Raw genomic sequence first — 25,152 nt, 5'->3', positions numbered from 1 at the left:
CCTGACAATACTGTAGAGACAGGCGAGGCCGACAGTTCAACGGAAGAATGAGATGCACAGCAAAGTTCCGCCGCAAAACCAGATTTTTTCGCAACAGTTTGCGGCCTTCCTGTTCGACATGGATGGCACACTCGTCAATTCGATCGCCGTCGTCGAGCGCGTATGGCGGGAGTGGGCAGTGGCGAATGGCATCGAGCCGAATGCCTTCCTGCAGCGCATTCACGGCATGCGAGCCTCGGAGGTTATCCGCCGTGAGGCCATTGCGGGTCTTAACGTGGATGAGCAGGCCGAAATGATCCTTCGTGCAGAGATGGATGATGTGGACGGCATTGTTCAGATACCGGGCGCCGGCGCTTTCCTGCAATCGCTGCCGGCGGGCAAGTGGGCTATCGTGACGTCGGCCGTACGCGAACTGGCTGAACGCCGGCTCGCAGCGGCGGGCATTGCACCGCCGCCTGTCATGATCTGTGCGGAAGACGTGGTGAACGGCAAACCCGATCCTGAAGGCTATCGAAAAGCGGCCGAAAAGCTCGGCGTATCACCGCAAGACTGCATTGTCTTCGAGGACGCCCCCGCCGGCATCCAGGCGGGGGAAAACATGGGGGCGTCAGTGGTGGTCATCAACGCCACCCATTCGCATCCTATCGAAACGCCACACCTTTCCATTGGCGGCTATGGTGAGGTGAATGTAATTATCGACGGTATAGGCGGCCTGAAGCTGGCGACGGGCAGGAGCTGAAAAGCCTGCACGCAAAGGGAAAGAAGCGATCGCTTGCCAGCTGATGTCGCGAGCTGCTGGCAAGCGATCGCGCCCCGACATCATCCAAAACATTGAGAGAGGCAAAGTTTGCGACTTTGCCGTCGTTCTCCACCCAAGGAATCCGTCTGCCCGGCCAGCTCGCGGCCAGAATGAGGAAATGGCAGAACCCCCGGGAGCCAGAGCCCCGGGGAGCGTGACAATACTGCCCCGCTGAGCCTCCAGACGACCTCCGTATATTTTTCATTAACGTCTAATTGACAGCGTCGCACAAATGCGCCCTAATGAAATTGGTAAGACAATCTTACCGCTTGCGCGATTGGGGGAGACTTTCGCGCTGGGAGGACATCATGTTTGTGGCTCTTGAGCCGCGCCGCCTTTACCGGCTGGTTGCGGAACAAATTCGCTTGCTCATCGAAAGCGGGGAACTGACGGACGGTCAGCGCCTGCCGGCGGAACGCGACCTTGCGGAACGCTTCGGCGTATCACGCCCCACGGTGCGGGAAGCGCTTATCGTTCTTGAAGTGGAAGGCCATATCCATATTCGCATGGGTTCGGGCGTCTACGTAAACGCAACCGGCAAACAGGGGAAAGAAAAGCCAACAGTGCCGGATGCGCATGGGCCTTTCGAAATCCTGCAGGCGCGCTGTATCATCGAAAGCGCGATCGCGGAGGAAGCCGCACGGCTCGCCACGCCGGAATGCATCGTCAAACTTGATGACATCATCGAGCGCATGGCCGGCGCACTCGACAATTCACCGCAGGCGCTCAATCTCGACCGGGCCTTTCACACCGCCATCGCCGACATCATCGGCAACTCGGCGCTCAACCGCTTTACCGGCCTGATCTATGACGAGCGCAGCCTGTCACCCTTTTTCGAAAAGCTCGCCAGCTATTTCGAAGGTCCGCACACCTGGAACCTCGCCGTGCAGGAACACCGGGTCATCCGCGACGCCATTGCCGCGAACGATCCGGAAGGTGCCCGCGAGGCGATGCGGCAGCATCTGACGCTGTCGCAGAAGAGATTTTCCGAAAGTTTCGGGGAGGAAACGCTCGTAGAAGAATAACCGCCGCCGCAACCGGCGACGGGAAAAACGGAAATCTGGCTTTAATTCGGGAGGAGTTAAGAATGAAAATCAGATTGTCGACTTTGATGGGCGCAACAGCGGCCATCCTGCTCTCGGCGCTTGCGGCGCAGGCGCAGACCGCACTGAAATGGGCACATGTCTACGAGACCTCAGAGCCGTTCCATACGGATTCGGTCTGGGCCGCGGAAGAGATCGCCAAGCGCACAGATGGCCGCTACAAGATCGATGTCTTCCCAGCCTCGCAGCTCGGCAAGGAAGCCGATATCAATCAGGGCCTGAAGATCGGCACGGTTGATATCATCATTTCCGGGTCGAGCTTCGCCGCGCGTGACTTCAAGCCGATCGGCGTCACCTATTTCCCTTACATCTTCCGCGATCCGAGCCATCTGATCGCCTATACCAAAAGCGATATCTTCAAGCGGCTCGCGAAGGGTTACGAAGACAAGACCGGCAACCATATCGCTGCCGTCAGCTATTACGGCACACGCCACACAACATCGAACAAGCCGATTGCCACCTGCGCCGACATGGGCGGGCTGAAAATGCGCGTGCCTGATGTTCCGGCCTACCTCGCCATGCCGCGCGCCTGCGGCGCCAACACGACCCCGATTGCATTTGCGGAAGTCTATCTGGCGCTGCAGAACGGCACCGTCGATGCGCAGGAAAACCCGCTCACCACCATCGAGGCGAAGAAGTTCTTCGAAGTGCAGAAGAACATCGTCCTGACAGGCCACATCGTCGACCACCTCAATACAGTGATATCGAAGAACCTGTGGTCCAAGCTGTCAGATGAAGACAGACAAATCTTCACCGAAGTCATGCAGCAGGCTGCCGAGCGCACCACCAAGACCATCGAAGGCCGCGAGAAAAGCCTCGTCGAGGACTTCAAGAAGCGCGGCCTGATCGTCGCCGAAGTCGACAAGGCCGACTTCGAGAAGAATGTCCTCGAAAAAGTGAAGTTCGAGGACTTCGGTTACGACAAGGCCGACTGGGAAGCCATTCGCGCCGTCAAGTGAAGCAAGATCCGGTGCGGCTCCTTTGCCGCACCGCCCTTTCTCTCCAGACGGGATATCTCAATGTCGCAGGAAATTCATACTCAGGTCACGCCTGAGGAACTCGCCCATACGTTCGACGAGGCGCCGCCGGAGGTCGATCTCAAGGTCTATTCATTCGAAGACTGGGTCACGCTTGGCCTCTTCTGGCTGATGACGGGCTGCGTGTTCCTTCAGTTCTTCACCCGCTACGTGCTCAACGACAGCTACGCCTGGACGGAAGAAATCGCCGTCAACTGCCTGATCGGCGTCGTCTTTTTAGGTTCGGTCATGTGCGTGCGCATGTCGCGCCACATCCAGGTTGATGTGCTTTATCACTATGTGCCGCCGCAGGTGGCCCGCGCCATGTCGATCCTCGTCGATGTGCTGCGGATCCTGTTCTTCGCCTACACCTCTTGGCTGATGTGGCGCTACATGGAAATCGTCGCGGATGAGGAGATGGTCACCGTCGCCCTGCCGCGCAGCATCGTATTTTATACGGTTCTGGCCGCTTTCGTTCTGATGTTCTTCCGGTCGGTACAGGTCTTCATCGCCAATATGCAGCGCGGTTACTCCGTTCTGGAGCGGCCCGAAGAATTCCAGAGCGCGGGGGATTGATCACATGCTGCTTCTCATCGGCTCCTTTCTTCTCCTGATGGTGATCGGCCTGCCGGTCGCCATTTCCATGGCCTCGGCTTCTCTGCTCTACATCGTGTTTTATAATGTCGCGCCCGATATCATAGCCGCGCAGCGCCTGATCGCGGGTGTGGAAAGCTTCCCGCTTCTCGCCGTTCCCTTCTTCATCCTTGCCGGCAACTTGATGAATACGGCGGGCGTGACGGGACGAATCTATTCCTTCGCGGTGGCACTCGTCGGCTGGATGAAGGGTGGTCTCGCCCAGGTCAACATCATCGGTTCGGTGATCTTTTCCGGCATGTCGGGGACCGCGCTTGCCGATGCGGCCGGTATCGGCACCATCGAGATCAAGGCCATGAAGGACCACGGGTATCCGGTCGAAGCGGCCGTCGGCGTCACCGCCGCCTCCGCAACGCTCGGCCCGATCTTCCCGCCATCGCTGCCCTTCGTCATCTACGGCATGATGGCCAATGTCTCCATCGGAGCATTGTTCATGGCCGGCATCATTCCCGGCGTCGTCATGACGCTTCTGATGATGATCACGGTTGCGGTCTTCGCCTATATCAAGGGCTGGGGCTCCGATACACCGTTCAGCCTCAGAACGATCTTCGGCGCATCGATTGAAGTCTTCGTGGTGATGATGGTGCCGCTCGGCATCTATATCCTCACGGCGCTTGGTCTTTCCCTCAACCTGTCGATCCTGATCGTGCTGGTCATCCTGCTTGCCTGCGACTGGTATTTCGACTTCTCAGCCGTGATGGCGTTGATGACGCCAGTCATTCTGATCGGCGGCATGACCATGGGCTGGTTCACACCGACGGAGGCAGCCGTCGCGGCCGTTCTCTGGTCACTGTTCCTCGGCCTCGTCCGCTATCGCACGATGACCTTCAAGACGCTGGCGAAATCGACCTTCGACACGATCGAAACCACCGCATCCGTGCTCTTCATCGTTGCGGCGGCCTCGGTCTTCGCATGGCTGCTGACCGTCAGCCAGGCAGCGCAGCTTCTGTCGGCGGCGATCCTGACGATCACGGACAGCAAGTGGATTTTCCTGGTGCTGGTCAATCTCCTGATGCTGTTCGTGGGCTGCTTCCTCGATACGATTGCGGCCATCACCATCCTCGTGCCGATCCTTCTGCCGCTCGTGCTGCAGTTTCATATCGATCCGGTGCATTTCGGCCTCATCATCACGCTCAACCTGATGATCGGTCTGCTGCATCCGCCGCTCGGCATGGTGCTGTTCGTGCTCTCGCGCGTGGCGAAACTCTCCGTCGAACGCACGACCATCGCGATCCTGCCATGGCTGGTGCCTCTGTTCGTCGCGCTGTTGCTGATCACCTTCATTCCGGCAATCACCCTGTGGCTGCCGACCGAGATGGGCCTGATCCGCTGACGAGGCACCCTGCCCGCGCGGTTCGCCGCGCGGGGTCATCATTCCATATCAAGACATGAGGGCATGGTCATGCAGACACGCGTGGCACGTCTATACGGCGAAAAGGACATTCGCGTCGAAACAGAGAATCTCGCTGAGCCGCGACCCGGCGAGGTGCTGCTCGCAATGGCAGCGGGCGGCATCTGCGGCTCCGATCTTCATTATTATCAGGATGGCGGTTTTGGCCCGGTCAGGGTGCGCGAACCGATCATCTCCGGGCATGAGGCATCCGGCCATGTGCGGGCGCTGGGGGAAGGCGTCAGCGGGCTCGCCATCGGCCAGCTCGTCGCCGTCAATCCCTCGCAACCCTGCGGCCATTGCCAGTTCTGCCTGAAGGGCCAGCCGATCCATTGCCTCGACATGCGCTTCATGGGCAGCGCCATGCGCCTGCCGCACGAACAGGGCATGTTCCGCGACCGGCTGGTGGTTCCGGCCAAACAATGCGCGCCATTTCCAGCCGATACCTCAGCTGCTGAAGCGGCCTGCACTGAGCCGCTTGCAGTCTGTCTGCATGCCGTCGCCCAGGCTGGCGATCTCACCGGCGCTAAGGTGCTGGTGACGGGAGCCGGCCCAATCGGCCTCTTGACCATCGCCGCCGCCCGCCATGCGGGCGCAAGTATCATCGTTGCAACCGATCTGACCGATTCGGCGCTGGAACGCGCACCAGCCATGGGTGCGGACCGCACGATCAATGTCGCAAAGGACGCCGAGGCGCTTTTGCCCTACCAGGATGACAAGGGTTATTTCGACGTCATTTTCGATTGCTCCGCGGCAGCCCCCGCGCTTCGCACCGCCTTTGCCTGCGTGCGCCCGCGCGGCACCATCGTACAGGTGGGCGTAACCGGTGACATCACCATTCCGCTCAATGCGCTGGTGAGCAAAGAAATCCTCTGGCGCGGTTCGCAGCGCTTTCATGATGAATTCGCCATCGCCGCCGGGCTGATCTCAACGCGCAAGATCGATGTGCGGCCGATCATTTCCCACAGCTTCCCGCTCGATGAGGCGAAGGCCGCATTCGAGCAGGCCGGAGACCGCTCCACCGCCTGCAAGGTGCAACTGACTTTTTCCGCAGACGGAATTTTTGAGGACGAAAGATGAGACATACATGGCGCTGGTTCGGTCCGGTCGACAAGGTCACGGTTCAGGATGCGGCTCAGGCGGGCGCAGAAGGCATTGTCAGCGCGTTGCACCACATCGCCACCGGCGATGTCTGGCCGGTGGACGAAATAACCAGGCGGCATGAGGCCATCAAGGCCGGCGGGCTTTATTGGGACGTGGTGGAAAGCGTGCCCGTCTCCGAGGACATCAAGACCCAGACGGGCGACTGGAAAACCCATATCGCCAACTGGCAGGAAACGCTGCGCCGCCTCTCGGCGTCAGGCATCCGCACCGTCTGTTACAACTTCATGCCCGTGCTGGACTGGACCCGCACCGACCTGCGCTGGGAAACGAAACACGGCGCGAAAGCGATGCGCTTCGACCTCACCGATTTCGCTGCCTTTGATATTCACATTCTCAAGCGCCCGGACGCGACGCGGGATTATCCTGACTGGTTGCTGGAGGATGCGGCAAAGCGGTTCACCGAGATGCCCGACACAAAAATCGTCGCGCTATCACGCAACATCGGCGCTGGCCTGCCCGGCTCGGCAGATGGTTATACCCTGCCGGAACTCATCGAAAAACTGCGTTCCTACCATGGCGTTAATCGCGAAAGGCTTCAGCAGAACCTGATCGATTTTCTCTCCGAGGTGACGCCGGTTGCTGAAGACGTCGGCATCAACATCTGCGCCCATGGCGATGATCCGCCCTGGCCACTGCTCGGCCTGCCGCGTATTCTCTCAACGGAGGCGGACTACGCCCATATGCTCTCGCAGGTCGACAGCCGCGCCAATGGCGTCACGCTTTGCACAGGCTCTCTCGGTGCGCGCGCGGATAACGACCTGCCCTTCATTGCCAGCCGTTTTGCCGATCGAATCCATTTCGTGCATCTGCGCAACGTGACGCGCGACACGGACACCGTGCCCTGCTCCTTCTTCGAGGACGAACATCTGGAAGGCGGAACCGACATGGTCGCCGTCATTGCCGCCCTCATCACCGAAGAAGCCCGTCGGCGAGCGGAGGGCCGTGAAGACCACACCATTCCGATGCGGCCGGATCACGGGCAGGAAATTCTCGACGACCTCACGCGCGGCGCCCAGCCCGGTTACCCCGCCATTGGGCGATTGAAGGGGCTGGCTGAGCTGCGCGGCATCGAGCGTACGCTGTCACACAGCCACTTCGGTCTCGCGAATGGGAGTGGCTAATCGGAAATCTGACCGCAGGGGATGTGTCAGCCTGCGGCCATCTTCGCCCGAAACATGAGGTAGGAATAGGCGGCCAATCCGCCGGCAACAGCCCCGGCGGCCTTCACGGCTGCGTCGGTCAGATGCGGATGGCGTGTCGGCGACAGGAATTGCAGCGCCTCGATGCCAAAAGCCGCAACAATGCCCGCGACGATGATGGCAAGCCAGTAACGCGGATAGGCGAGCACGAAGGCGGCCGAACAGAGGGCGAAGGCACCTGCGCGGTCGATGCCGACCGTCGTCAATGTGTGGGGCCTCAGCCCAATGGGGCTGACAGTGACGATTACAATCAACAGAAGAAGCGACCAGGCAACATATTTCGGAAATCTGTTTGTCATCATGGCGTCACATTAAAGCGTCGTGTGCGTAAACGGAAGCAGGTCTTTTTCATGCTTCGCCCAATTAATCACACTTTTTGGTCAGATAGTTGAAAAACCGGCTTTCGCTCAGGCCCTACACGGGCTAAGGCAGAAGGCAACCGGGCGAGGATCGCGGCTGATGGCGCTTGCGCTGTCGCCTTTCGGTGCAACGTCACGGTGTCGGGTGGGTTTTCCACACAGAATCAGTTTTCAGGGAAGAGCACAATGAGTTTCAAGCCGCACGGCAAACATCTGGTTGCAGGAGAATGGGTCGCAACGGAAGCAAAATTCCGCAGCGAGCCTGCACATGGCGAAGCTTTCGATTTTTCGGTCGGCACCGTCGATCTGGTGAATGCCGCCTGTGAGGCAGCTGAAGAAGCCTTCTGGAGCTACGGTTACACCACCCGCGAAGAGCGCGCCGCTTTCCTCGACACCATTGCCGATGAGATCGAAGCCCGCGCCGACGCCATCACCGAAATCGGTTCCTCCGAAACCGGCCTGCCCGCTGCCCGTCTGCAGGGCGAACGCGGCCGCACCGTCGGTCAGCTCCGCCTGTTTGCGTCGCATATCCGCAAGGGCGACTATCTCGATCGTCGCCACGACGAAGCACTGCCGGATCGCCAGCCGCTGCCGCGCCCGGATATCCGCCTGATGCAGCGTCCGATCGGCCCTGTCGCCGTTTTCGGCGCGTCGAACTTCCCGCTCGCCTTCTCCACGGCCGGTGGTGACACCGCTGCGGCTCTGGCTGCCGGTTGCCCTGTTGTCGTCAAGGGTCACTCCGCCCATCCCGGCACCGGTGAAATCGTTGCCGAAGCGGTTCTTGCCGCCGTCAAGAAGCACAATCTGCATCCCGGCGTCTTCTCGCTGATCCAGGGCGGCCGCCGCGATGTCGGTTCCGCGCTCGTGCAGCATCCGCGCATCAAGGCGGTCGGCTTCACCGGTTCGCTCGCTGGCGGTCGTGCGCTGTTCGATCTCTGCGCTCAGCGCCCCGAGCCGATCCCCTTCTTCGGCGAACTGGGTTCGGTCAACCCGATGTTCCTGCTGCCGGAAGCCGTTGCCGCCCGTGGTGAAGCCATCGCCAAGGGCTGGGCGGGTTCGCTGACCATGGGTGCGGGCCAGTTCTGCACCAACCCCGGCATCGCCGTCATCCTCTCCGAGCAGGCGGATGCGGTTGCTGAAACCGCACGCGCCGCTCTTTCCGAAGTTGGCCCGCAGGTCATGCTGACAGACGGTATCGCCGCTGCCTATCGTGATGGCCGTGATCGTATCGCTGCCGGCAACGGCGTGCGCGACATTCTGACCACCACCTGCAACCTGCGCAATGCAACGCCTTACCTGTTCCGCGTTTCGGGCAAGGACTGGGTTGCCAACCATGCGCTTGCTGAAGAAGTCTTCGGACCGCTCGGCCTGATCGTGACTGTTGATAGCACCGAAGAAATGTTGGAAGTTGCCAAGAGCTTCGAAGGCCAGCTGACGGCGACCATGCATCTCGATGCAGGCGACGCCGAACTCGCCCGCAAGCTGCTGCCGATCTTGGAACGCAAGGCGGGCCGCGTTCTCGCCAACGGTTTCCCGACCGGCGTGGAAGTTTCCGAAGCCATGGTTCACGGTGGCCCCTACCCGGCCTCCACGAACTTCGGCGCAACCTCTGTCGGCACCATGTCGATCCGCCGCTTCATGCGCCCGGTTTCCTATCAGAACATTCCCTCGGACGTTCTGCCGGAAGACATTCGCTAATAAAAGAGGGGAGGCGCTCACACGCCTCCCTGTTCTTCGTCTGACCCGTAGTCTCAGGCAGACTGCACGGCCTGAATCTTCTCGATACCCCCAACAATGCCGGCGAAATCCTGCCAGACGCCCTGAGCGCCCTTGCGCCACCCATCCAGCGCTTCCGGCTGCAGCACCTTGCCACCCTTGGACAACGCAAGCTCAACGGACTTCGTTTCATCTTCAACGATCAGCTGGTTGAAGTACTTCGCGCCTTCGCTGGAAGCCTCCGACAGCACCTTCTTTTCTTCGTCATCCAGCTGGTTCCAGAAGGTCGCGCCATAATAAACGACGCCTGAAGCCCAGATGTGGCCAGTTTCGGTCAGATAGGGCACGACCTCGTAAAGCTTGAAGCCGGCATAGGCGGATTTGGTGAGGTCCATGGCGTCGGCCACGCCGGTCGCCAGCGCATTATAGGTCTCTGTGATCGGGATACCGACCGGCGTCGTGCCGAAGGCGCTCCACAGCTTGGTGTGCAGCGGGCTCTGGATGACGCGGATCTTCTTGCCTTCCAGCTGCTCGGGCCGTGTTACCGGTTCCTTGGTCAGCAGATGGCGCGCGCCGTAATTGATGAAATCGGCAGCGATGAATTGCTGGGCGGCGAGCTTCGTCTTCAACTCGTTGCCAGTCTCGCCGGTTACCACCTTGCGCACGTGCTCCCCATCACGGAACAGGAAGGGCAGATCGAGGATCTGCAATTCCGGCACCCAGCCTGAAAGCGAGGAAACGGTTGAAAGACTGGCCTGAACCGATCCCAGCCGAATATTCTCCGCCACTTCCTTTTCGCCGCCCAGCGCACCGCTCTTTACGATATTGAACCGGAAGCGACCGGGCAGCTTCGCTTCCACCAGCTCACTGATCTTCACCCAGATTTTCGTCTCCGGCTTGTCGCCAGCGAAAAGCGACGCAACGGTGAGGCTGCGGGTTCTGGCACTAGCCGTACGCACGAAGGCCGGTGCGGCGAGCGTTGCCGCGCCGAGAGCGGAGAGTTTGAGGAGATGACGACGGTCGATAATAGTCATGAATAAAGCCCCGGATTAGAAGAAAATGGCCCAGACGCACAGAATGGCGAGGGAAACGAGAAGGGAGAGGAGATAGGGAACGACGGCCCGGAAAAGGGCTGTCGCCGGAATGCGGGTGACGCCGCTCACCACAAAGATCAGCATGCCGAGCGGCGGTGTCAGGCCGTGGATCATGAGATTGACCACGAGGATAACACCGAAATGGATGGGATCGATACCGGCTGCCACGGCAGCGGGCAGAAGGATCGGCCCGAACAGCAGGATGGCAGCACCGATATCAAGCACAAGACCGACCACGAGCAGAATGAGGTTGGACAGCAGAAGCACCGCGATCTTGCTGCCACCGAGCAATGTCACGAAGTCGGTGACAAGACCGGAGACATTATCGACCGCCAGGAGAAAGGCGAAGGGGCCAGCCGTACCGATCAGAAGGCCGATCGCAGCTGCTTCACCCGCCGATTGGCGGAAGGTTGTAAAAATGCGGCCCGCGCCCAGCCGGTATCCGAAGCCGAGAAACAGCGTGTAAAGCGCTGCAAGCGCTGCGGCTTCCGTGGTCGTGACGACGCCAATGCGGATGCCGACCACCACGATGACGCCAAGACCGAAGGCAGGTATCGCAGCCACGGCCGAGCGCCACCGCTCAGAGCCCGTCGCGCGAGGCAGGGTATCAACGCTGCGCACGCTGAAATGGATCGCCACCGCCAGGCAGACCGCCATCAACCCGCCCGCAAAGAATCCGCCGACTAGCAGCGACCCGACCGAAAGGTTGGTGGCCGTTGCGAGGATAAGAAATGCGATGGAGGGCGGAATGACGTTGTCCAACACGGAAGTGGCGGCGATGATCGCACCCGCCTGCGCGGGTGGATAACCATGCTTGACGAGTTCCGGCTGGAAGGTGGAGGCGCCGAAGGCAGCATTGGCGACTGAAGAACCGGAGGCGCCCGAAAACAGCACGCTCGTCAGAAGCGTCGTCTGGGCCAGCCCCGCCCGTCGGTGGCCGACCATGGAGGCGGCAAAACGGACGAGCTGGTTTGCGACGCCCGATTCCGTCAGCAGACTTCCCGCCAGCAGGAAGAAGGGGATGGCGAGCAGCAGGAATTTCGACATGCCTGTGACCGTGGAGGAAACGATGGCCGGCTCCGGCAAAGTACTGCCGAAGGCAATCGCCACATAGGCGGCGGCGAGGAAGGCATGCGCAAGCGGCGCGGCCAAAACCAGCCCCACGGCTGCCGTCAGCGCCAGAAACAGGCTAGGCGGCAGGGTCGTATCGACGAAAATTTCCGGCAGGCCCACATAGGAAACAACAGCAATGACGACGGAGAGCAGAACAGCAAACGCCTTGCCTTCACTGACGCGCTGAAGCGCGAGATAAGCAAAAATCAGTGCGCCACCCGCACCAAGAAAACCGAAACGCACCCATTCCGGCAGACCAAGCGTCGGGGACGTCCCGCCCAGCATTGCCGCAATTTCTACCCCGCCGAAGGCGAGTATGAGCGCGGCAACGAACGAGAAAGCATCGGCCAGGACTTCCGTGGCAGCATGGAAACGTTCCGGCAGGAAGCGCACAAAAACATCGAGCCGCATCGCAAGCGCGCTTTTGAGACTGAGAGGCGCGCCGACAGCGATCATCGCGACATTAAGCCAGATGCCCAGATCTTCCGCGCCGATGAAGCCGGTGTGAAACAGATAACGCAGGGTCACATTGACCAGAACCACCACGAGCAGCGTGGCAAGGATTGCTGCCGCGACCGCACCGAGTACCTTGTCCAGAATGGCCAGCAGCCGCCCTGCCACACGCTGCGGGCCGATGCGCCCTCGTGCCGATGTCGTTGCGGGACTCGCCATCATGTCTTTCTTCTCCACTCCCGAAGCCATGCTCATGAGGCCTTGGCCGAGAGGTCACGGTCGAACAATGTCGACCACGTGAATTGTTTTGCCGCCGAAACCTCACGCGATACGTCAAGACGCGGAAGCACCTTTTCCCCGAAACGGAAGGCTTCTTCCAGCAATGGCATGCCGGACAGGATAAAGGTGTTCACGCCCGCCTTCTTATAGGCCTCCAGCGTGCGGATGACAGTATCGGGCGAGCCGACGATAGCTGTTCCCGGACCTGGACGAACGAGACCGATGCCGGCCCAGAGGTTTGGCGCTATTTCAAGATCGCGCAGGTTCTCCGGCTTCTGGCCGCCATGCATCGCCGTCATGCGCTGCTGGCCGACGGAATCGGTCTTGCCGACGAAGCGCTGGTTGGCGGCAATCGCTGCCTCATCCATGCGCCCGTAGAGATCGGCGGCGGCAGCCCAGGCCTCTTCATCGGTATCGCGCACGATAACATAAAGGCGAATACCGTATTCCAGTTCTCGACCGAGCTTTTCCGCCCGCGCCTTGACGAGATCGACCTTCGCGCCAATCTGATCAGGCGTTTCGCCCCATGAGAGATAGGTCTCGACATGTTTGGCCGCAACGTCGATGGCCTTGTCCGAAGAGCCGCCAAACCACAGCGGCGGCGGCTCGATGCCCTGCCCCACCGGCAGAGCGAGCTTTGCGCCCTGCGTCTGGAAATAATGCCCGTTGAAATCCACCGTTTCGCCGGCGAAAAGCCGGTGCCAGATTTGCAGATATTCATCCGCCATCTCGTAACGATCGTCATGCGGCATGGTCATGCCGTAAGCGCCGAGCATCTTCGCATCGCCCGAGACGACATTGATAAGCAGGCGACCGCGCGAAAACTCCTGAAGCGTTGCCGCCATCTTGCCAAGCAGCGTTGGCGCGATCAGGCCCGGATGAATGGCGACCAGCAGCTTCAGCCGCTCGGTATAGGAAAGAAGCGCACCCGCCAGAACCCAGACGTCATGCGCGCCGGTGGCAAACAGCGCCCCGGTATAACCGAGCTGGTCGTAAGCGAGCGCCAGTTGCTTGTAATAACCGAGATCGACCCTGCGGGAGCCTTCCGGCTGCCAGGGATAGGCGCCGTCGGGGGCGCACATGTACCAGAAAACATTCATCTGTCACCTCCGACGCTGGCTGATTGCGGGGCCGGGCTTTGCCCGGTCTGAACCGGTAAAGAGAAATGGCCGTGCCTGTAAAGCGTATCGGCCTCCTCCTGCTGTTCGGCAAGAATATTTTGAGTGGCGGGCACGACTGAAAGATCGCGAGAGCGCAATACCTTTGCCCAGGACGAAGCGTCGCCTTCGCTGCCAGGTTCGGCGGCGAGCAGCGCAGCCGCCTGCTCTACATTAGCCATAACGGCGCGGCCGACGCGGTCCAGTTCAGCCGCAATCGCTTGCCTCGTTTCAGGCGCGAGAGCGTGACGATCCAGCGTCCAGAACAGCGAACGGTTGGGAATGGTGGAGCCGCAGCGAACCAAAAGACTGATTTCTTCATGGGTCAGAGCCTTTTCCAGCCGCGGCGACATCGTCACCCAGGCATCGACGCGACCTTCCACCAGGTCTCTCAGGCTGTCACTGTCGCCGCTTTCTATCCGGCTGACATCCGAGAGGCCAAGCCCCGCCCCTTCCAGGCTGCGCGCCAGAAGATAGGTATGAAACGATCCGTCGATCAGGGATATGCGTTTTCCCGAGAGATCGGCGGCGGAACGGATCGGGCTGTCACGCCGCACGAGGATCGCGCCATTGGCCGGCCGCGGTGCGGAGGCGGCAATATAGACCGCCGAGATCCCTCGCGCATCCGCCTCGATGGGCGGTGTCGACCCAGTGCCGCCGAAGTGTATTTCACCCTTTTCCAGAAGCGCCGCGGTATCGCGCCCTTCTCTATAGAGCACGAATTCAGGCTCGAATGCCTCGAAAGAACCGGGCCAGAGCCGGGCGAGCCGCAAATGCAGATTGTTGGGATGGACCCCGATTTTCATGTCGACACCTCATTTCACGATCAATCTACTTTTTTATAGAGTGTTTTCGAGAAACGTTTTGGCGATCCCCGGTCGGAAAGCGAAAGAGAAATCTATTAATCCTGTAGATTTTAAAAAATGCCTGATTGAGCTGGCATGATATCTATCAAACCATTGAAATTTATCGCCGCACAATTTACTTTTTTATAGTTTGAAAAGTGGGCCTCTTCAGTCGTGACCAAACCGGTTTCCAATCTCATCTGCCGCAGCGTCGTTGAAGCAAGCGAGCTCCTGAAGCTTGTGGCCAATGCCAACCGTCTGGCCATCGTCTGTTACCTCATGGAAACGGAAGCATCCGTTTCCGCGCTTGAATATGAACTCGGCATCCAGCAGCCGACGCTTTCACAGCAGCTGGCCGAACTGCGCGATGCGGGGGTCATCGAAGGCACGCGGGAGGGCAAGGCGGTGATCTATCGTGTTACCGATCCGCGTATTGTCCAGTTGGTTCTGACATTACGCGGCCTCTATGCTGATCTTTCCGATGTGACCGGCAAGAAAGGCAGGCGCGCTTTGCCGCTGGATGAGGCAATGTTCGACTAACATGATCGACCTTTACACCTGGATCACGCCGAACGGCCTCAAAATCTCGATTGCGCTGGAAGAACTTGGCCTGCCCTATGTCAGCCATGCCATAGATATCGAAAAAGGCGAACAGTTCTCGGCCGAGTACATTCGCATCAACCCTGGCTCCAAAATCCCTGCAATCGTCGATCAAGACAATGGCACCGTTTTAACAGAGTCCAACGCAATCCTGATCTATCTCGCGGAAAAAGCCGGACGGCTCATGCCCGTCTCTGCCGCGGCACGGCTGACAGTCACCGAGTGGCTGATGTGGCAGGCCGCCAACTTCGGCCCGACACTCGGTTACGCCCATTATTTCCTGACGTACAATACAGGAAAGGCACCCTTCGCCGAGACACGTTTCGCCTCGGATACCGAACGCCTCTACCTGACGCTGAATGACCGCTTGGCAGAGCGCGGGTTCGTCGCCGGCGATTTTTCAATAGCCGATATCGCCATCTGGCCATGGGTTTCGCGTTTCGCCCGTCATAAAATCGATCTCGCTGATTTTCCCTCAGTAAACCGCTGGTATCGCCAGCTTGGACAGCGCGAAACCTTCCAGCGCGGTTACCGCGTGCCATTTGTGACATCTGACGTTCCGGGACTTTGATCGCTTAGCTGGCGACAAGATGGCCGGGTGAGACTTCGCGATATTCCCGCGGCTTCACGGAATAATCGACTGAGCGGATCGGACTTTTCAACTCGTCATTGGCGGCACCGCGACGCGTGTTTCTGCGGTCCGGGTCCGGCACCGGCACGGCCGCCATCAGCCTGCGGGTATAGTCATGCTGCGGGTTGTCGAAGACGGCCGCACGCGGGCCGATTTCGACGATCTCGCCGAGATACATCACCGCCACCCGGTGGCTGACGCGCTCCACCACCGCCATGTCATGGCTGATGAAAAGAAAGGCGAGATCGAGGCTCTGCTGCAAGTCCAGCATCAGGTTGATGACCTGCGCCTTGATCGAGACATCCAGCGCCGAAACGCTCTCATCAGCGACGATCACCTTGGGCTGGAGTGCCAGCGCGCGGGCGATGCAGATGCGCTGCCGCTGACCGCCGGAAAACTCGTGCGGGTAACGCGCCGCCATATCGGGCGAGAGCCCGACCTTTTCCAGCATGTCGGCCACCACATCCTTCGCCTCGCGGGCGCTGCCTATACGGTGTTCCAGAAAAGGTTCGGCGATCGCCGCGCCCACCGTCATGCGCGGGTTGAGTGAGGCAAAGGGATCCTGAAAGATCATCTGCACCGTCTTGCGCATCTCTCGCATGCCTGACTTGTCGAGGGCGAGAATATTCTCGCCGTTCACCACCACGGAACCGGCATCCGGCTCAATGAGCCGCATGATGGCGCGACCGGTGGTCGACTTGCCGCAGCCGCTTTCGCCCACCAGTGACAACGTCTCCCCGGCCCTCAGATCGAAGGACACGTTTTCCACCGCATGCACGCGGCCGCTGAGCCGCCCCAAGAGACCGGAGTGGATATCGAAGCGCTTGGTCAGCCCCTCAACTTTGAGCACCGGCTGGGCTGCGGCATTGACGGTATCGGCCGGACGCGCCGGTTCCTGCGTTTCTCCCGTGGTGGTGTTGACAATGGGAAACCGCAGCGGCCTTTCCTCGCCCGTCATGGAACCGAGAACCGGAACCGCGGACAACAGTGCACGCGTGTAGGGATGTTTACCGCGATGGAAAATATCCGCGGTCGCGCCGACTTCCACCTGCTCGCCACGATACATGACGACCGTGCGATCGGCGATCTCAGCCACCACGCCCATGTCATGGGTGATGAACAGGACGGAGGTACCTTCCTCTTCCTGAAGTGTCTTGATGAGATCGAGAATCTGGCCCTGAATGGTGACGTCAAGCGCCGTCGTCGGCTCATCCGCGATCAGCAGCTTCGGTTTGGAGGCAAGCGCCATCGCGATCATCACGCGCTGGCGCATGCCGCCGGAAAACCGATGTGGATATTCATCGAAACGCGAGGCGGCGGAGGGTATGCGGACTTTTTCGAGCAGGCGGATCGTCTCCGCTCGCGCTTCCGCTTTCGACATGGGCTGGTGGCACAGAAGAGCCTCGGAAATCTGGTCACCAATGGTGAAGAGCGGGTTGAGGCTTGTCATCGGCTCCTGAAAGATCATGGCCACCTCATTGCCCCGCACCCGCCGCATGGCGTCCTCTGAAAGTGACAGGAGGTTGCGCCCGCCGAGCAGGATTTCGCCCTGAACCCTGCTGCTTTCCCGATCCAGCAGCCGCATGATCGAAAGCGATGTCACGCTTTTGCCCGAGCCGCTTTCGCCAACGATCGCAACCGTCTCGCCTGACCCGACATCAAAGGAAATATCACGCACCACCGGTTTCCAGCCGCCATCCACGTGAAAGGACGTGGTGAGGTTGCGGACGGAAAGCACGGCATCTTTGGCACCAAGCGGTACTGCCTGCGGCATGGTCATGATCGTTCCCTTCTTTTCTTCTCGTTTGAATTCAGGCACGGCGTCACGGCCTGTTTCTTCTCCCCGTCGGGGAGAAGGTGGCCCGAAGGGTCGGATGAGGGGGCGACGTTCACGATAGATCGCACCCCTGCCCCCTCATCCCGCTGCCGCGACCTTCTCCCCGGCGGGGAGAAGAAACTCGCGGCACCCGCTCGTTCGATATGCAGTCGTTATTAGTCCGGCCAACGCAGCATGCCGTCGAAACGGTGGCGGCTGCGGTCTTCGAACGGTGTCGCAATTACCTCGTTGGAGGCGCGCGCCTTGTCCAGCTCTTCCGCCAGACGGGACGCTACGATGGTTTCCTGGCCGGGATGGAGGTTGCAGGGGTCAAGATAGAAATAGCGATGTTCCACCTCGTGATCGCGGGTGATGATCGGCGGATTACCCTTGGCCAGCGCCGTTGTCAGGTCCCATGCCGTAATATGCGCTTCTTCGGCATTGATGATAACGCGCAGCCGGTCGAGCGGGTTGTTGGTCGGGTCGGGCTCGATCAACGCCGTCACGCCCGGCCGTCCATCCAGCGTCCTTTTCCAGAGGTTGAGATAACCGGTTTCCCGTTCGCGGATGCCGGCATGGTCCCGCTTTTCCCAGGCCTCAAGCGCCGCCATGACACCATAGATACTTTCCTTGCCGACTTTCATGCCGCGGCCGATGCCCATATTCTGAAGGAAAGCATGACGCACCAGTTCCTTCTTACCCGCGACGATGCCTGAGGTGGGGCCGCCGAGGAACTTGTGGCCGGAATAGAGCACGACATCCGCACCCGTGGCCAAAAACAGCTTCAGGTCGTATTCGGAAGCGGCATCGACAATGACAGGGACACCCTTGGCGTGGGCGATCTCGACGAATTCGGAAAGATGCAGCAGACCGTAATCCACCACATGATGCGAGACGACATAGACAGCGGCAGCCGTCTTTTCGGTGATGGCGTTTTCCATATGGAAACGGTGGGTCGATGTTGCCTGCCCGATCAGCACCACCTTGCCGCCGCCGAGGCGGATTGCCTGATCCACCGGCGCGCCATAACTCACCACATGCCCCATCTGCACCAGCACTTCGTTCTTCTCAGGCGCGACATCGGGCAGCTTTTCGATGGCGAGTAGATTATTCCCCGTGATCGCGCCTGCCACTGCAAGGCTGATGCCTGAAGAGCAGGAGGCCGTAACGAAACCGGCCTCGCCCCCCGTCAGCCTCGCAATCACTGCACTTGCCTTGCGCTGCAGATCGTTGATCTCGACAAATTGCGGCAGGATGGCCGCCATGGCTTCAACCGCTTCCGGAACGACGATGGAAGCGCCGAGCGAGGTCATGGTGCCCGAGACGTTGATGACCGGGCGAAGGCCGATCCTGCTTCTGATATCCTCGGTCATGTCTTTCTCCTGTCTTTGCGATGCAATGGGCATCGACATATATGCCATAATAATGTAATAGCTTCTCAAAATTAATGAGGAGCCAAAATTGGACGCCCATAAGCTGGACGAAACGCCTTTATCCGCCCTTCCCGATACGGCGGAAAACCCGGACGCGAAGGTGGCCAAGCGCTCTCGCGTCAGCGGCATCGATCGCGCCCTTCAGGTTATTGATTACCTTTACGAAACCGGATCCCCCGCCGGCGCTTACGCCATTGCCAAGGCGATCAAGGCCCCGCTGTCCACCGTCTATGTGATCATCGACGATCTCATCGAAAAGAACATGCTGGCGCGCAATGCCGACGGCAACATCTGGCTCGGCGCGCGGCTTTACCACTACGGTCTTGCCTATGCCCGCTCGCTCGATTTCATGGGTGTCGCCACCCACGAAATGCACGATCTCTGCCGCCATGCGGGCGAGACGGTGCAGCTTTGCGGCCGCGATGGCGACCATATGCTGGTATTGGCCATGGCGGATGGACCGAGCCATTTTCAGGTCGCGTCCCGTGTCGGCACCCGCGTTCCTTTGAACTGGACGGCGTCCGGACGTCTGCTCGTCGGGCATCTGCCGGAAGCCGAACGTCTCGAACTTTTCCGTCGCTGCGCCCGTTCCTCGCCGACCGGACGCGCCGAAATCAACCCGGAAACGCTGTCCCAGTCTGCGGCGGCGGCCTTCCATGACAGGCTGTCGATCCAGGTCGCCGAGTCCGATTACGCCGTGGCGTGCATCGCTTCGCCGATTTGCGACAACAGGGGCGAATGCGTTGCGACGATTTCCATCGTGCTGCCCGAGCAGAAGGTGCTGGCGGACGAGAACCACTACACCGAGCAGGTCAGGGTCTCGGCGGAACGGATCGAAAAGCTCATGGGCTGGCGCAACCATTGAACGGCCTCACACCTTGAGCGCGACGATGGCTTCGATTTCGACGGTTATATTGCCCGGCAGTGAGCCGAAGCCCACGGCGGAGCGGGCATGTTGTCCCGCATCGCCGAACACATCGATGAAGAGATCGGAACAGCCGTTGATGACGCTAGGGTGATCGCGGAAATCACTGACGGCATTGACCATGCCCAGCAGTTTCACCACCTTCTTCACCCGCGACAGATCGCCCAGCGCCTCGTGCATGACGGCAAGCAGGTTGATGCCGGTGAGACGCGCATGGTTATAGGCCTCTTCCAGCCCGATTTCCGCGCCCACCTTGCCGGCATAGAGGTGGCCATTTTCTTCCCGCGGCCCCTGGCCCGAAAGATAAAGCATGTTGCCTTCCACCACATGCGTGACGAAATTGGCAATCGGCGGCGGCGGCGGCGGCAGGGAGATGCCGAGCGCGGCGAGCCGGTCATAGGGCGAGACGTGCCCTTCTGCGTCGAGCGAAGACTGTTTCACGCGAATTCCTCATAATGCCGGGAGCGGTTTCCCGTAATGGCTGCGAACGGCGGAGGAAGGACCTCCGCCCTATCGGTCGGGGTCAGCGCCAGGAATAACCATGGCTGTGGCGCACCAGCTTGCGCGCCCTTGGAATATAACGGCTGGCCGCGATGGCTTCCGCGCCGATAACCGCGTAACGCGGCTCGAACAGGCGCTTCAGGCGCGACACGTCGCCGTTGGAATCGTTCGCTTCCAGATCGGCATCGACAAGATCAAAAACAGTGAAATCTGCGCGCTGACCGACCTCGAGACGGTTTTCCATATCGAGGCGGATGATGGAGGCGGGGTTACGGGTCACGGCTTTAACCACGTTTTCGAAGGGCATGTTCACGGAGAGCAGCTTCGACATGGTGGTTGCCAGATCCCAGACCGGGAAATTCATCGAATGGCCATGCAAATCCGTAGAGATGGAGAACGGAAGCAACCCGCGTTCAATCGCGGCTTCCGCAACCTTGAAGGAGAAGGATGCGCCCCCATGGCCGATATCCAGCCGGATGCCTTCGCCCGCACAGCGTTCGGCAAGGTTGAACAGGTCCTCGTCTTCCATGATGCTGGAGCCCGACTTGCCGTTGAAGCAGTGGGTCACGACATCGCCGGGGCCGAGAATTTCCAGAACCTCGTCGTAAAGGGCCGGTGGCTCGCCCACATGTACCATCATCGGCACTTTCAGGATCTTGGCGATCTTCTTGCCGAGCTTGACCGGCGTCACACCCCAGGAGCCGGTGATGACATGGCTCGCCCGCACCTTCAGGCCGACTATATGCTCGCTGTTTTCCGCGTAACATTCGAGGATACGGTCGAGATCGATATCCTTGATGTCGCGCAGTTCAGGCACCCGGTTGCAGGCAACGAGACCGATGGAGCCGAGATTGAGGAAGGCCTTGATGCGCTCCCTTGAGGGTTCGATGATATATTCCCTGAAACCGTGGAAATTCGCCTCGCCCGCCGAACCGGCATCCACCAGTGTGGTTACGCCGCGCTCGGCCCCGCATTCGGAGGGGCGGATAGAGATGTCGGTGCCGCCGTGCCAGATATGCACGTGCAGATCGACCCAGCCGGGCGAGATGAAGGCACCCTTGGCGTCGATACGCTGCGCATCCGCAGGCACCTGCAGGGCAGAGCCTACCGCGGCAATCTTGCCGTCGCCGCCGATCAGAATATCGGTTGAAGCCTCAGACGCACCTTTTCCGAAACCGACAGGTTTGACATTGGTGAGAAGAATGGGAGCTTGAAGAGGCGTTTTTGCCTGTTCACCTGATGTCATATTACAAATCCCTTCGCAGTCTTGGGTCGAGCATGTCCCGCAGTCCATCGCCAACCATTTGCAGCGACAGTACGGAAAGAATGATGGCAAAGCCGGGGAAATAGGTCATCCAGTCGGCCTGTCCGATATATTGGCGGCCGGCGGAAATCATGGTCCCCCACGTTGGAATTTCGGGGCTGACACCAAGTCCCAGAAACGACAGGCCGGCCTCCGCCAGCATGGCGCTGGCAAAAAGAAAGGTGCATTGCACGAGAATCGGCGAGACCAGATTGCGCAGGACATGCCGCGTCATGATGTGGAAAGTGGAAATGCCGAGCGCCTTTGCCGCCTCCACATAGGGCAACTCACGAATTACCAGCGTCGAGGCGCGCACGATGCGGGCAAGGCGCGGCGAATAAACGACGGCGAGCGCGATGATGACAGTCGTCAGCGACGGGCCGAGTGCCGCCACCAGCGCAATCGCCAGCAGAATATCAGGAAACGCCATCATCGCATCGATCAGCCGCGCGATCGGTGTGTCCAGTTTCTGGAAGAAACCGGCAAGCAGGCCGAGCGTGATACCGATCAGCGCCGAAAGCGCCACCACGGCGGCCCCGACCAGAAGCGACAGTCTCCCGGCGTATATGGTGCGGGAAAAGACGTCGCGACCAAACTCATCGGTGCCGAACCAATAGAGTTCGCTCGGCGGCTTCAGGCGGTTCACGATCGACAGTTTTGAGGGCGAGTACGGCGCTATCATCGGCGCGAAAACCGCAAGCAGCACGAAGACAAGGAGCACGAGCAGGCCGGCGGCGACTGTCTTGCGCTTCAGGAGGCGCCGAATGAACAGGACAGTCGGGTTGCGTGCCGGGGGAACGGTGGAAACGATATCGGCCATCAGTAGCGAACCCTTGGATCGACCAGCAGGTAGAGCATGTCGATTGCAAAATTGATGAGCACGTAGAGCCCGGCGATAACGAGAAGCGCGCCCTGAATGACCGGATAATCACGCCGGAGCACCGCCGAGACGACGAGATTTCCGACCCCCGGCAAACCAAAGACGGTCTCCGTTACCACCGCACCCGAAATCAGCACGGCGGCGGTGAGGCCAAGCACGGTGAGAATGGGTATAAGCGCATTCTTCAGCGCATGTTTCATCACCACCCGACGCTCCTTGACGCCCTTGGCGCGTGCAGTGCGGACATAGTCATCACCGAGGACATCCAGCATAGAGGCGCGGGTGAAGCGCAGAATGAGGGCGGAGGACACGAGGCCGAGCGCGATGGCCGGCAACGTCAGATGATACATGCGCTCGACGAAACTCGACCCCGGACCGCCATAACCCGATACCGGGAACATATCGAGCCTGACGGCGAAGACCTGCATGAGGATGAGGCCGAGCCAGAAGCTCGGAATGCTCGCCGCCAGCATCGCGACCGTCGTTGCGGCCTGGTCCACGAACGAACCGCGCCGGTAAGCGGCATAGATGCCGATCGGGAGAGCGATGACGCTGGCAATCAGCAGTGAAAAGATTGTCAGGAAAAAGGTCGGTTCGGCCCGATCCAGCAGGGCTGATCCGACAGGCATATTGAGAAAGATCGACTGGCCGAGATCGCCCTTCAGCAATTGGCCGATATAGTAGACATATTGTACCCCAAGCGACTGATCGAGGCCGAGGCGGGTGCGCAGTTCCGCAATGTCCTGTGCCGAGGCATCCGGCCCCAGCATCACGGCGGCCGGGTCTCCGGGCGTGACGCGCAGGATAACGAAAACGATGGTGACGACGAGGAACATCACCACGATCATTCCCGCAAGTCTTTGGAAGATATACCGTATCACGAATAAAAGCTCCCGATCGCAAAAGTGGCGGACCACTTATGCGCGATAGTTGAAGCGAAGCTGCTGAAGGGTGCCGGCAGCCCGGCACCCGATTGCCGTCCTGGCTTTATTTTGTGACCGAGGCATTCCAGAAATACGGCCACGGAGCAGGATCGACGCCTTCCAGCTTGTTGGACTTCGCCGCCACGGCATTGAAGTCACCGATCTTGAGAAGCGGCAGCTCGGCATAGATCGTCTTCTGCACGTCGGCCCAGAGAGCGATGCGTTTATCCGGATCGACTTCGGCAGTGAAGGCATCAACCGCAGCCTTGCGTGCCGGCGTATCCCACCAGCCCGGCGAGCTCGTGGAAAGCGCGCCCATCAGCGCAGGTTCCGGCAGGAACGGGCTGTGGCTGATATAAATATCCCAGAGCTTCGGGTCAGCGCGGCGCTGTGTCAGCGTCGCCCAGTCCACCACCTGCATATCCACCTTGAAACCGGCCAGTTTCAGATATTCTGCAGCAACCTGCGCCATCTTGTAGTGGAACTCATACTGGCGGCTGGTAAGGATGCGCAGCGGCTCACCATTGTAACCGGCCGCCTTCAGCTTTTCGGCGGCGGCTTCCGGATTGCTGACATTATAGTTGCCCTCGACACCTACTTCTGAATGCCAAGAGAAGTTGTCGGGATAATAAGCGCCGTCGAGCGCGTAGAAATCCGTGCTGCCGAAAGCCGCCGCGAGCATGTCTTCCATGTTCAGCGCTTCCGTCACCGCCTTGCGAACCTCAAGCTTTGAGGACAGCCCCTCCTTGGTGTTGAAGACGAAGACCGGATAGCCGAAGGGCTTCAGCATCAACGGCTGCGAGGCGGACGACGACTTCACCTTGTCGAAGGATTCCACAGGAATGGAATCGACATAGTCGTATTGGCCCGAAACGGCGGCTTCGACGCGGGTGTTCGGATCAGGCACCGGAACGAAGCGGATTTCATCGAGATATTGATGGCGCGCACCTCCGTAACCGTCGCTTTCGCCGCCGCGGGACTTGTAGCCATCGAAGCGCACGAGCTGGATATACTGGTCGGCCTTGCGTTCCTTCAGCATATAGGGACCGGTGCCGATGAATTCGGCCATCGGCTCCGCCTGCTTTTCGGCCGGCAGGATGATCGCCGCGGAATTGTTGAACGCGAGCAGCGAGGTGAGCGGGGCATAGGGCTGCTTGAGGGTGATCGCCACCGTACCGGCGTCGGGTGCGGAGATATTCTCGATAAAGCCGGCTGCCTGCTTGCCGCGCGAGGCGATCTTCATCCAGCGTTCGAGCGAGGCGACGACATCTTCAGACGTCATGTCGCTGCCGTCGTGGAACTTGATGCCCTGTCTGAGCTTGATCGTGTAGGTTTTGCCATCCGCGCTGATCTCGGGCAGGCTTTCCGCCAGCAGCGGCGTCACCTTCCAGCCCTTGTCGAAAGTATAGAGCGTTTCGAAAATATGCTGTGTGACGATGCCGACGAGATCGGCGGTAGACGCCATGGGGTCCAATGTCGGCGGCTCGCCGATGGTGGCGACATTGATCACGCCGCCCTTTTCCTGGGCCATCATCACACCCGGTGCAAGCAACAAAGCGGCGGTGGCGAGAAATGCAATTTTACGTCTCATGGTCAAGCTCCCAGCTCTTCTGTGTTCCATTATTATGTTATATGCATCTTTATAACAGAATATCTTGCTGCGACGCCTTGTCAATAACCTTGAAGCGAGGAGGAATGATTACCAGACCGACGGGGACGCATTTTGGCACGCACCGCCCAGCGCGCTTTCGGCAGCCACAGCCAGACGCCGGGTCGGCGCAGATGTCAGGAAATTAGGA

At 59.9% G+C, this 25,152-nt stretch carries 23 protein-coding genes; 11 read left to right on the top strand and 12 right to left on the bottom strand.

Annotation, left to right across the window (positions count from 1 at the left end; genetic code table 11):
- Positions 1-52 precede the first annotated feature (52 nt).
- The 7 genes from BTN45_RS22575 (at position 53) to uxuA (ending at position 7,247) form a co-directional block, all read left to right on the top strand.
- On the top strand, positions 53-739 hold the full coding sequence (locus BTN45_RS22575; RefSeq protein WP_207591183.1) for an HAD family hydrolase: 687 nt from the start codon (positions 53-55) through the stop codon (positions 737-739).
- Positions 740-1,107: 368 nt separating this feature from the next.
- Positions 1,108-1,824, top strand: coding sequence for a FadR/GntR family transcriptional regulator (locus BTN45_RS22570; RefSeq protein WP_207591182.1), 717 nt, complete (start codon positions 1,108-1,110; stop codon positions 1,822-1,824).
- A gap of 62 nt (positions 1,825-1,886) precedes the next feature.
- Positions 1,887-2,861 carry a sialic acid TRAP transporter substrate-binding protein SiaP gene (locus tag BTN45_RS22565; RefSeq protein ID WP_207591181.1) on the top strand — a complete coding sequence of 325 codons (975 nt, stop codon included), beginning with the start codon at positions 1,887-1,889 and terminating at the stop codon, positions 2,859-2,861.
- Positions 2,862-2,921: 60 nt separating this feature from the next.
- Positions 2,922-3,494, top strand: a complete 573-nt coding sequence (locus BTN45_RS22560) for a TRAP transporter small permease (protein WP_035208172.1) — start codon at positions 2,922-2,924, stop codon at positions 3,492-3,494.
- A 4-nt stretch (positions 3,495-3,498) separates the two neighbouring features.
- Positions 3,499-4,905 (top strand): TRAP transporter large permease, encoded by a 1,407-nt coding sequence (locus BTN45_RS22555; protein ID WP_035208170.1) that lies wholly within the window; start codon positions 3,499-3,501, stop codon positions 4,903-4,905.
- A 69-nt stretch (positions 4,906-4,974) separates the two neighbouring features.
- Positions 4,975-6,042, top strand: a complete 1,068-nt coding sequence (locus tag BTN45_RS22550; RefSeq protein ID WP_207591180.1) for an L-idonate 5-dehydrogenase — start codon at positions 4,975-4,977, stop codon at positions 6,040-6,042.
- A complete protein-coding gene (uxuA, locus tag BTN45_RS22545; protein WP_207591178.1) occupies positions 6,039-7,247 on the top strand; it encodes a mannonate dehydratase in 1,209 nt (402 codons plus the stop codon). The genes BTN45_RS22550 and uxuA overlap by 4 nt, the downstream gene beginning before the upstream one ends.
- A gap of 26 nt (positions 7,248-7,273) precedes the next feature.
- Here the strand turns inward: uxuA and BTN45_RS22540 are convergent, their stop codons facing one another.
- Positions 7,274-7,624 carry an antibiotic resistance protein VanZ gene (locus tag BTN45_RS22540; RefSeq protein WP_234905476.1) on the bottom strand — a complete coding sequence of 117 codons (351 nt, stop codon included), beginning with the start codon at positions 7,622-7,624 and terminating at the stop codon, positions 7,274-7,276.
- Positions 7,625-7,870: 246 nt separating this feature from the next.
- Here BTN45_RS22540 and BTN45_RS22535 point away from each other — a divergent pair, with 246 nt between their 5' ends.
- Positions 7,871-9,382 (top strand): aldehyde dehydrogenase (NADP(+)), encoded by a 1,512-nt coding sequence (locus tag BTN45_RS22535; protein WP_207591173.1) that lies wholly within the window; start codon positions 7,871-7,873, stop codon positions 9,380-9,382.
- A gap of 53 nt (positions 9,383-9,435) precedes the next feature.
- Here the strand turns inward: BTN45_RS22535 and BTN45_RS22530 are convergent, their stop codons facing one another.
- Genes BTN45_RS22530 through BTN45_RS22515 form a run of 4 tightly spaced genes read right to left on the bottom strand, consistent with a single transcriptional unit; the run spans position 9,436 to position 14,302 of the window.
- Positions 9,436-10,434, bottom strand: coding sequence for a TRAP transporter substrate-binding protein (locus tag BTN45_RS22530; RefSeq protein WP_207591171.1), 999 nt, complete (start codon positions 10,432-10,434; stop codon positions 9,436-9,438).
- A gap of 15 nt (positions 10,435-10,449) precedes the next feature.
- Positions 10,450-12,282: a TRAP transporter large permease subunit gene (locus tag BTN45_RS22525; RefSeq protein ID WP_207591170.1), complete on the bottom strand. Its 1,833-nt coding sequence runs from the start codon at positions 12,280-12,282 to the stop codon at positions 10,450-10,452.
- 29 nt (positions 12,283-12,311) lie between these two features.
- Positions 12,312-13,439 carry an LLM class flavin-dependent oxidoreductase gene (locus BTN45_RS22520; protein WP_044459877.1) on the bottom strand — a complete coding sequence of 376 codons (1,128 nt, stop codon included), beginning with the start codon at positions 13,437-13,439 and terminating at the stop codon, positions 12,312-12,314.
- Positions 13,436-14,302: an ABC transporter substrate-binding protein gene (locus tag BTN45_RS22515; RefSeq protein ID WP_207591169.1), complete on the bottom strand. Its 867-nt coding sequence runs from the start codon at positions 14,300-14,302 to the stop codon at positions 13,436-13,438. Before BTN45_RS22515 ends, BTN45_RS22520 begins: the two co-directional genes overlap by 4 nt.
- A 213-nt stretch (positions 14,303-14,515) precedes the next feature.
- Here BTN45_RS22515 and BTN45_RS22510 point away from each other — a divergent pair, with 213 nt between their 5' ends.
- Together BTN45_RS22510 and BTN45_RS22505 are read left to right on the top strand one after the other, a co-directional pair.
- Positions 14,516-14,881 carry a metalloregulator ArsR/SmtB family transcription factor gene (locus tag BTN45_RS22510; RefSeq protein ID WP_004438767.1) on the top strand — a complete coding sequence of 122 codons (366 nt, stop codon included), beginning with the start codon at positions 14,516-14,518 and terminating at the stop codon, positions 14,879-14,881.
- A gap of 1 nt (position 14,882) precedes the next feature.
- Complete coding sequence (locus tag BTN45_RS22505) at positions 14,883-15,512, top strand: glutathione S-transferase N-terminal domain-containing protein (RefSeq protein ID WP_207591165.1); 630 nt, start codon at positions 14,883-14,885, stop codon at positions 15,510-15,512.
- Positions 15,513-15,516: 4 nt separating this feature from the next.
- Here the strand turns inward: BTN45_RS22505 and BTN45_RS22500 are convergent, their stop codons facing one another.
- Both BTN45_RS22500 and BTN45_RS22495 read right to left on the bottom strand, forming a co-directional pair.
- Positions 15,517-17,352, bottom strand: coding sequence for an ABC transporter ATP-binding protein (locus BTN45_RS22500; RefSeq protein WP_207591163.1), 1,836 nt, complete (start codon positions 17,350-17,352; stop codon positions 15,517-15,519).
- Positions 17,353-17,564: 212 nt separating this feature from the next.
- A complete protein-coding gene (locus BTN45_RS22495) occupies positions 17,565-18,761 on the bottom strand; it encodes an aminotransferase class V-fold PLP-dependent enzyme (protein WP_207591161.1) in 1,197 nt (398 codons plus the stop codon).
- 88 nt (positions 18,762-18,849) lie between these two features.
- Between BTN45_RS22495 and BTN45_RS22490 the strand changes: the two genes are divergently transcribed.
- Complete coding sequence (locus BTN45_RS22490; RefSeq protein WP_072493551.1) at positions 18,850-19,686, top strand: IclR family transcriptional regulator; 837 nt, start codon at positions 18,850-18,852, stop codon at positions 19,684-19,686.
- Between the two features lie 6 nt (positions 19,687-19,692).
- Here BTN45_RS22490 and BTN45_RS22485 read toward each other — a convergent pair whose 3' ends face one another.
- The 5 genes from BTN45_RS22485 to BTN45_RS22465 form a co-directional block, all read right to left on the bottom strand.
- Positions 19,693-20,187 carry a RidA family protein gene (locus tag BTN45_RS22485; RefSeq protein WP_207591153.1) on the bottom strand — a complete coding sequence of 165 codons (495 nt, stop codon included), beginning with the start codon at positions 20,185-20,187 and terminating at the stop codon, positions 19,693-19,695.
- Positions 20,188-20,269: 82 nt separating this feature from the next.
- Entirely contained in the window at positions 20,270-21,493 is a 1,224-nt protein-coding gene (locus BTN45_RS22480) for an amidohydrolase/deacetylase family metallohydrolase (protein ID WP_207591151.1), read from the bottom strand.
- Position 21,494: 1 nt separating this feature from the next.
- A complete protein-coding gene (locus BTN45_RS22475; RefSeq protein ID WP_004438752.1) occupies positions 21,495-22,370 on the bottom strand; it encodes an ABC transporter permease in 876 nt (291 codons plus the stop codon).
- Entirely contained in the window at positions 22,370-23,311 is a 942-nt protein-coding gene (locus BTN45_RS22470) for an ABC transporter permease (protein ID WP_006698531.1), read from the bottom strand. The genes BTN45_RS22475 and BTN45_RS22470 overlap by 1 nt, the downstream gene beginning before the upstream one ends.
- Before the next feature lie 106 nt (positions 23,312-23,417).
- On the bottom strand, positions 23,418-24,944 hold the full coding sequence (locus tag BTN45_RS22465; RefSeq protein WP_207591149.1) for an ABC transporter substrate-binding protein: 1,527 nt from the start codon (positions 24,942-24,944) through the stop codon (positions 23,418-23,420).
- Between the last annotated feature and the right edge of the window lie 208 nt (positions 24,945-25,152).

It is taken from the genome of Rhizobium sp. ZX09, assembly GCF_017357485.1.
GTDB lineage: Bacteria > Pseudomonadota > Alphaproteobacteria > Rhizobiales > Rhizobiaceae > Agrobacterium > Agrobacterium pusense.
The sequence above is the reverse complement of the archived record's forward strand: the minus strand, read 5'-3'. Positions and strand labels throughout refer to the sequence as shown.

Coding starts and splice junctions, on each gene's coding strand:
- BTN45_RS22575 (WP_207591183.1), top strand. CDS start 53: ATGCACAGCAAAGTTCCGCCGCAAAACCAGATTTTTTCGCAACAGTTT.
- BTN45_RS22570 (WP_207591182.1), top strand. CDS start 1,108: ATGTTTGTGGCTCTTGAGCCGCGCCGCCTTTACCGGCTGGTTGCGGAA.
- BTN45_RS22565 (WP_207591181.1), top strand. CDS start 1,887: ATGAAAATCAGATTGTCGACTTTGATGGGCGCAACAGCGGCCATCCTG.
- BTN45_RS22560 (WP_035208172.1), top strand. CDS start 2,922: ATGTCGCAGGAAATTCATACTCAGGTCACGCCTGAGGAACTCGCCCAT.
- BTN45_RS22555 (WP_035208170.1), top strand. CDS start 3,499: ATGCTGCTTCTCATCGGCTCCTTTCTTCTCCTGATGGTGATCGGCCTG.
- BTN45_RS22550 (WP_207591180.1), top strand. CDS start 4,975: ATGCAGACACGCGTGGCACGTCTATACGGCGAAAAGGACATTCGCGTC.
- uxuA (WP_207591178.1), top strand. CDS start 6,039: ATGAGACATACATGGCGCTGGTTCGGTCCGGTCGACAAGGTCACGGTT.
- BTN45_RS22540 (WP_234905476.1), bottom strand. CDS start 7,624: ATGACAAACAGATTTCCGAAATATGTTGCCTGGTCGCTTCTTCTGTTG.
- BTN45_RS22535 (WP_207591173.1), top strand. CDS start 7,871: ATGAGTTTCAAGCCGCACGGCAAACATCTGGTTGCAGGAGAATGGGTC.
- BTN45_RS22530 (WP_207591171.1), bottom strand. CDS start 10,434: ATGACTATTATCGACCGTCGTCATCTCCTCAAACTCTCCGCTCTCGGC.
- BTN45_RS22525 (WP_207591170.1), bottom strand. CDS start 12,282: ATGATGGCGAGTCCCGCAACGACATCGGCACGAGGGCGCATCGGCCCG.
- BTN45_RS22520 (WP_044459877.1), bottom strand. CDS start 13,439: ATGAATGTTTTCTGGTACATGTGCGCCCCCGACGGCGCCTATCCCTGG.
- BTN45_RS22515 (WP_207591169.1), bottom strand. CDS start 14,302: ATGAAAATCGGGGTCCATCCCAACAATCTGCATTTGCGGCTCGCCCGG.
- BTN45_RS22505 (WP_207591165.1), top strand. CDS start 14,883: ATGATCGACCTTTACACCTGGATCACGCCGAACGGCCTCAAAATCTCG.
- BTN45_RS22500 (WP_207591163.1), bottom strand. CDS start 17,352: ATGACCATGCCGCAGGCAGTACCGCTTGGTGCCAAAGATGCCGTGCTT.
- BTN45_RS22495 (WP_207591161.1), bottom strand. CDS start 18,761: ATGACCGAGGATATCAGAAGCAGGATCGGCCTTCGCCCGGTCATCAAC.
- BTN45_RS22480 (WP_207591151.1), bottom strand. CDS start 21,493: ATGACATCAGGTGAACAGGCAAAAACGCCTCTTCAAGCTCCCATTCTT.
- BTN45_RS22475 (WP_004438752.1), bottom strand. CDS start 22,370: ATGGCCGATATCGTTTCCACCGTTCCCCCGGCACGCAACCCGACTGTC.
- BTN45_RS22465 (WP_207591149.1), bottom strand. CDS start 24,944: ATGAGACGTAAAATTGCATTTCTCGCCACCGCCGCTTTGTTGCTTGCA.